The 5,857-nt window shown below is 71.1% G+C and carries 5 protein-coding genes; 2 read left to right on the top strand and 3 right to left on the bottom strand.

The window, feature by feature from the left end; genetic code table 11:
* On the top strand, positions 1–1,530 hold a 1,530-nt coding region (locus tag KME75_RS39425), incomplete at its 5' end, for a phytoene desaturase family protein (protein WP_308283472.1).
* A gap of 105 nt (positions 1,531–1,635) precedes the next feature.
* On the opposite strand, the gene KME75_RS39420 is transcribed toward KME75_RS39425, so the two are convergent.
* From KME75_RS39420 to KME75_RS39410, 3 genes are all read right to left on the bottom strand, one after another.
* Positions 1,636–2,463 carry an endonuclease/exonuclease/phosphatase family protein gene (locus KME75_RS39420; protein WP_219420097.1) on the bottom strand — a complete coding sequence of 276 codons (828 nt, stop codon included), beginning with the start codon at positions 2,461–2,463 and terminating at the stop codon, positions 1,636–1,638.
* A 252-nt stretch (positions 2,464–2,715) separates the two neighbouring features.
* The gene (locus KME75_RS39415; RefSeq protein WP_219420095.1) at positions 2,716–3,312 is read right to left on the bottom strand and encodes an HNH endonuclease; all 597 of its coding nucleotides are present in this window, start codon (positions 3,310–3,312) and stop codon (positions 2,716–2,718) included.
* A gap of 137 nt (positions 3,313–3,449) precedes the next feature.
* On the bottom strand, positions 3,450–4,838 hold the full coding sequence (locus KME75_RS39410; RefSeq protein ID WP_219420093.1) for an MFS transporter: 1,389 nt from the start codon (positions 4,836–4,838) through the stop codon (positions 3,450–3,452).
* Positions 4,839–5,034: 196 nt separating this feature from the next.
* Here KME75_RS39410 and KME75_RS39405 point away from each other — a divergent pair, with 196 nt between their 5' ends.
* On the top strand, positions 5,035–5,736 hold the full coding sequence (locus KME75_RS39405; RefSeq protein ID WP_219420092.1) for a GntR family transcriptional regulator: 702 nt from the start codon (positions 5,035–5,037) through the stop codon (positions 5,734–5,736).
* Positions 5,737–5,857 lie beyond the last annotated feature (121 nt).

The raw sequence follows: 5,857 nt of genomic DNA, 5'->3' as shown, positions 1-5,857 counted from the left end.
CCCGCCCGCCGGTGTACGGCCGTTACCGGCGCCCGCCGGCGGATCGGGGGCGCCGGAGCCTCCGAGGCGTGGAGCACCGACCGGATCACGGGCGGTCCACCGGAGAAGGGAGGCTCTCCGATGGGCGACGCGATCGTCGTCGGGGCCGGCCCCAACGGACTGACCGGAGCCGTCGCCCTCGCGCGGGGTGGGCTGCGTGTCACCGTGCTCGAAGCGTCCGACGAGGTCGGCGGTGGCACGCGGACCGGTGAGCTGACAGTGCCGGGCCTGCTGCACGACCACTGCTCGGCCGTACACCCGATGGCCGTCGGGTCCCCGTACCTACGCGAACTCGGCCTGGAACGGCACGGCCTGGAGTGGCTCCGTTCCGAGATCGACCTCGCCCACCCTCTCCCCGCGGGCGACGCCGCCGTCCTCCTCCGTTCGGTCGACGAGACCGCCGCGCGCCTCGGCCCGGACGGACCTGCCTGGCATCGCCTCTTCGGGCCGCTCGTCGCACAGTTCGACACTCTCGCCGAGGACCTCATGCGTCCGGTGGTGCACCTTCCCCGCCATCCGATCCCCCTGTCCCGGTTCGGGGTGCGCGCACTCCTGTCCGCCGCCGGCGTCGCGGCCCGCTGGACCACGGGCGCGCCTCGTGCGCTGTTCGCCGGGATCGCTGCGCACGCCATCCACCCGCTGGACCGCCCGACGACTGCGGCCGTCGGCCTGATCCTCGCCGCTGCGGGTCATCGTCACGGATGGCCGGTTGCGCGTGGCGGGTCCCGCGCGATCAGCGACGCGCTCGCGGCCGAGCTGGCCGACCACGGCGGCACGATCGAGACCGGCGTTCGGGTCCGCTCGCTGGCCGAGCTCTCTCCTGCCGACGTCGTGCTACTCGACCTGGCCCCGAGCGCCGTTGCCGATATTGCAGGTGACCGGCTCCCGACGCGGGTCCGCCGGGCCTATCGCCGCTACCGCCATGGCCCCGGCGCGTTCAAACTCGACCTCGCCGTCGAGGGCGGGGTGCCGTGGACCGACGAGGCATGTGGGCGAGCGGGTACCGTGCACGTCGGTGCGTCGTTCGAGGAGATCGCAACCGCGGAACAGGAGATCCACCGGGGCCGGATGCCCGAGCGCCCATTCGTACTGGTCTCCCAGCAGTACCTCGCCGATCCCAGCCGCTCCGTCGGTGATCTCCATCCGGTCTGGGCGTATGCGCACGTACCGCACGGGTACACCGGCGACGCGACAGAGGCGGTCCTCGCCCAGATCGAACGGTTCGCACCCGGACTGCGAGAGCGGATCGTCGCAACATCGGTCCGCTCAGCGACGGACATGCCGCAGTACAACAGCAACTACATCGGCGGCGACATCATCACCGGGGCCAACACCACTCGGCAGGTGGCGTTTCGGCCCCGTATCGCGCTCAACCTGTACGCCACCGGGATACCTGGCGTATACATCTGCTCGGCGGCCACCCCGCCCGGCGCCGGCGTGCACGGCATGTGCGGCTACAACGCCGCTAGGTCGGCCTTGTCCAGGCTGTAGCCGTCGCCGGCGTCGACTCACACGGGCCCACGGTCGCGGTGATCCCGCGGTGGTCCGAGCCGGCGAGCGCTGTGGTTCGGGCATCATCCCCGCACCAACCGTCGCTCACCATGAGGTGGTCGATCCGGAGCAGCAACGGAGCGAACTTCCCCACCGAGGTCGGACCGTCCAGGAGCCCCGCATCGCGTCGACGAGGCCGGCTCGGCCTGTCAGCTGCCGGTACTGCCGGCTCCGGTCGGAGGTGTTGAGATCGCCGACGACGACAACCGGCGCCTCTTCCGCGGCGACCCGGAGTGCGACGAGTTCTACCAGCCTGGCGTGCTCCGGCGCACTGACCTGGTAGGCGGGTCCGGCATCGGTGAACCACGGGCGCGGCACGTGCAAGGCGTACAGGACGAAAGCGCCACCCGGGCCCTCGACGGCGAGACGCAGGCCGGGAAGGTCGGGACTCGGGCCCTCGAGCACTCGGAACGGGAGCCTGCTGTAGACGCCGAAGTCCGGGTCGCCGTCCTCGAAGTACGAATGCGGGTAGACGGCCGAAAGTGGCTCGACGAGTTCGTTGGTCATCTCGACCACCACGAGCAGGTCCGCGCCGAGGTCCGTGAGATCGGACGCCGAGTCGCCGACGTCGGCAACGTTGCCCCCGGCCACCGTGACCGCCCCGCCCGGAGCCACCGCTCCGGCGTCCGCCGGCAGCCACGGCGACAGCACCCCCACCGCTACCGCAAGTGCCGCCGAGCTACCGACGAGGTAGGCCCGCCTCCGCCGCCACCGCCTGGCCACGAGCCAGGCCAACGCCACCGTGAGCGCCCCGAGCAGCGGGAGGACGACCGCAAGGACGTCTGTGAGTACGCCGAGCCGGTCGGAGACCAGGAACCATGACCACGGCAGCACCACGAGCACCGGTGTGACGAGCGGGGCCGTCATCCTCATGGTGCTGACCGAATCACACGGCGATCGTACCGGGGTTCGTTGTACGCGATCACGTAGAGAAGGTCGGGGACACCAAATCGACAGGCTGCGGCTTATGATCCCCACGAGAGCGCACTTCTCGCACCCTCGATCGCCGAAACCGCAACCTCACACCGATAGCATGATCCCGCGGGAACTCCATGATGTTGTTCGCCACCGGCCACACCGGCAGCCACCAGTTGATCTGTGGTGCCAACGGTGCCGCGGGCGGCATCACGCCGCCGTGGACAACCACGGCTCCCACGCCGGATGCGGCTCCACCGCGAGCACGAGGATGCCGGCGACCGAACGGTCGGGCGCCCGCGGCGCCACGTCGAGGCTCCACCCCAGCTCGGAGAGCAGCTTGTCGGCCTTGCGAGAGTTGCAGGCGCGGCACGCCGCGACGCAGTTGTCCCAGGTGTGGGTGCCGCCGCGGCTGCGTGGGACGACGTGGTCGATCGTGTCGGCGCGCTTGCGGCAGTAGGCGCAGCGGCGCCCGTCGCGGCGCAGGACGCCCGCCCTGGTCATCGGCACGGCGCCGCGGTAGGGCACCCGGACGTAGCGGGACAGCCGCATCACCGACGGCGCCGGGACCGTGAGATTCTCCGAATGGAAGGCCGCGCCGCTGAGGGCGGCCTCGACGCATTCGGCCTTGCCGGTGAGCATGAGGACGATCGCGCGCTTGGCGGTGACGATCGCCAGCGGCTCGAAGGTCGCGTTGAGGAGCAGGACCCGGGACCCCGTCGGGATCACGCCCGGGTGCGGCGCGGTCCCCGGCGCCTCCCCTGGTTCGGGGTCGGCACCGTTGGGGTCGGGTTGTCGATGCTTCACGCGACCACCTCCCTCGCAGATCAGACCATAGCGGGGGCGGGTTACGCACGTGTGATAAGGGCACCAACGTCGTCCGGCGCGTCCAGGGGACGGTCACGGGCGCCCGTCGGCGAGAACGCGCCGCCCTCGGGGCGCGGTCAGGGCTGGAGGCCCGGGGGCCGGGCCTCACTCGGGTGCTCGCGGAGGTACTGCTCGTGGGCCTCGGCCACCCGCAGGTCGTTGCCCCGGGTCTCCCCGGCGGCGGTCACCGCGGCGAAGGAGATCACGCAGAGCACCATGATGTAGATGCCGATGGACCCCGACCAGCCGGTCGACTGGATGAGGACCTGGGCGATCATCGGGGCGAAGGCACCGCCGAGGATCGCGCCGAGGGCGTAGCCGATGGAGACGCCGGAGTACCGGACGGAGACGGGGAACATCTCGGCGTACATCGCCGACATCGGGCCGTAGGAGAGGCCGAGCCCGATGGTCAGCAGGAACAGTGCGATCCCGTAGAGCCAGATGTTCTGCGTGTCGATGAGCAGGAACATCGGGATCATCCAGATGAAGACCAGGGCGTAGCCGATCTGGAACGTGCGCACCCGGCCGATCCGGTCGGACAGGGCGCCGCCGTACATGGTGAAGATCAGCCAGCCGAAGGAGGCGAGCGTCGTCGCCAGCAGGACCGAGGAGCGCGGCATCCCCAGCGTCGCGCTGGCGTAGGCGATGAAGAACGCGATCAGCAGATAGCCCGCCGCGTTGTTCGCGATGAAGATCAACGCGCTGAGGACGACCTGCTTGGAGTTGCGCGCGAAGAGGTCACGCAGCGGCGCCGAGGACTCCCTCTTGCGCAGCCGCATCTCCTGGAAGACCGGGCTCTCGTCCACGGCCCGGCGGATGAGGTAGCCGATGAGGATCAGCACGACCGACAGCAGGAACGGGATGCGCCAGCCCCAGGACTGGAACTGCGCGGGGGTGGTGACGGTGGACAGCAGCCACAGCACGCCCGTGGCCAGGATCATCCCGATCGGCACCCCGATCTGCGGGTAGGCGCCGAAGAGGCCGCGCCGGCCGACGGGTGCGTGCTCGACCGACATCAGTGCGGCGCCGCCCCACTCGCCGCCGGCGGAGAAGCCCTGGAGGACCCGCAGGAGGATGAGGATCGCCGGAGCGGCCACGCCGATCTGCTCGTAGGTGGGCAGCAGGCCGATGAGGGCGGTGGCCGAGCCCATCAGCAGCAGCGTGAAGACCAGCATCCGCTTGCGACCCAGCCGGTCGCCGAAGCGGCCGGCCACGATCGCCCCGAGCGGGCGGAACAGGAAGCTGATGCCGATCGTGGCCAACGCGATGACCGTGGCCAGTCCCGGGGAGTCCTCGCTCACCGGCGCGAGGAAGAGCGGGGCGAGCACCAGCCCGGCCGCTTGCGCGTAGATGAAGAAGTCGTACCACTCGATGGTGGTGCCGGCGAGGGTGCCCGCGAGGACCTTGCGTTCCTCGGCCGTCGTCCGGTGGCGCGTGCCCGGCACGGCATCCGTTGAGTCTGACATCGAGGTCCCGTCCTCTGGAGCTGTTGCCGACGAAGGGTCAGCGTTTCGACGCGGGGAATGTATCCGCGCTGCGACTCGGGGGACAACGGTTCTCGGCGAGCCCTCGAAGGGCCCGTCCGCGACCTACCGACGAGACCGGTTCACGAACCCCCGCCTCCGGCCCGGAACGGCTCCGCCGCCGTGGTATACCAAGACAATGACGCCCGACCAGGCCCCCGTGCTGCCCCCGCTGGGCCGCTCGACCACGCGGTCCGACCTGGTGGCCGCGTCGATCAAGACCGCGATCCTGTCCGGGCGGCTCAAGCCCGACGAGGTGCTCGTGGAGCGGCGGATCGCCGAGCAGCTCGGCGTCTCCAAGACCCCGGTGCGCGAGGCACTGATCTCACTGACCTCCTCCGGGCTGCTCACGCCCACCCGCAGCCGCGGTGTCGCCGTGCGCCGCCTGCGCGCGGAGGACGTGCTGCGCATCTACGAGATGCGGGCGCTCGTGGAGCCGTGGGCCGCGGCGCAGGTGGCGGTGGCCGACGGCTTCGACGCGAGCGAGGCCCGACAGGCCCTCGACGACGCCGCGCGGTTCGTCGAGGCCGACGACCAGGCCGGCCTCAGCCTCGCCAACCGCCGGTTCCACCGCAGTCTCTACTCCACCTGCCCCAACACGCTCGTGGTCAGCACGCTGGACGACCTGCAGGACCTCACCGCGCTCGGCACGGTGAGCCTGCTGTGGGAGCAGTGGCCCACGTGGCGCGACGAGGTGCAGGAGCACCGGGACGTCCTCGCGGCCGTGACCGAGCACCGGGCGGCCGATGCCGAGCACCTGCTGCGCAGCCACATCGAGCGCTCGATCGGCCGGCTGCGGGCCGCGCGCGACCGGGCGGTCGAGCCCGCGCCCGCAGGATGACCCGGGCCCGCGTCAGCCGCGGCCATGCATTGGTCGGAGTGCCAGCAAGGTGGCCATGCTGCCACTCAGTGACAGTATTGCCACCTTGCTGGCGTCCGCCGGCCGTCCGCCGGCCGGCCCG

The sequence above is a fragment of the Pseudonocardia nigra genome, from assembly GCF_019396355.1.
Classification (GTDB): Bacteria; Actinomycetota; Actinomycetes; order Mycobacteriales; family Pseudonocardiaceae; genus Pseudonocardia; species Pseudonocardia nigra.
The sequence above is the reverse complement of the archived record's forward strand: the minus strand, read 5'-3'. Positions and strand labels throughout refer to the sequence as shown.

Bases quoted from the DNA above. Each gene is read 5' to 3' on its own strand.
- KME75_RS39420 (WP_219420097.1), bottom strand. From the start codon at position 2,463: ATGAGGATGACGGCCCCGCTCGTCACACCGGTGCTCGTGGTGCTGCCG.
- KME75_RS39410 (WP_219420093.1), bottom strand. From the start codon at position 4,838: ATGTCAGACTCAACGGATGCCGTGCCGGGCACGCGCCACCGGACGACG.
- KME75_RS39405 (WP_219420092.1), top strand. From the start codon at position 5,035: ATGACGCCCGACCAGGCCCCCGTGCTGCCCCCGCTGGGCCGCTCGACC.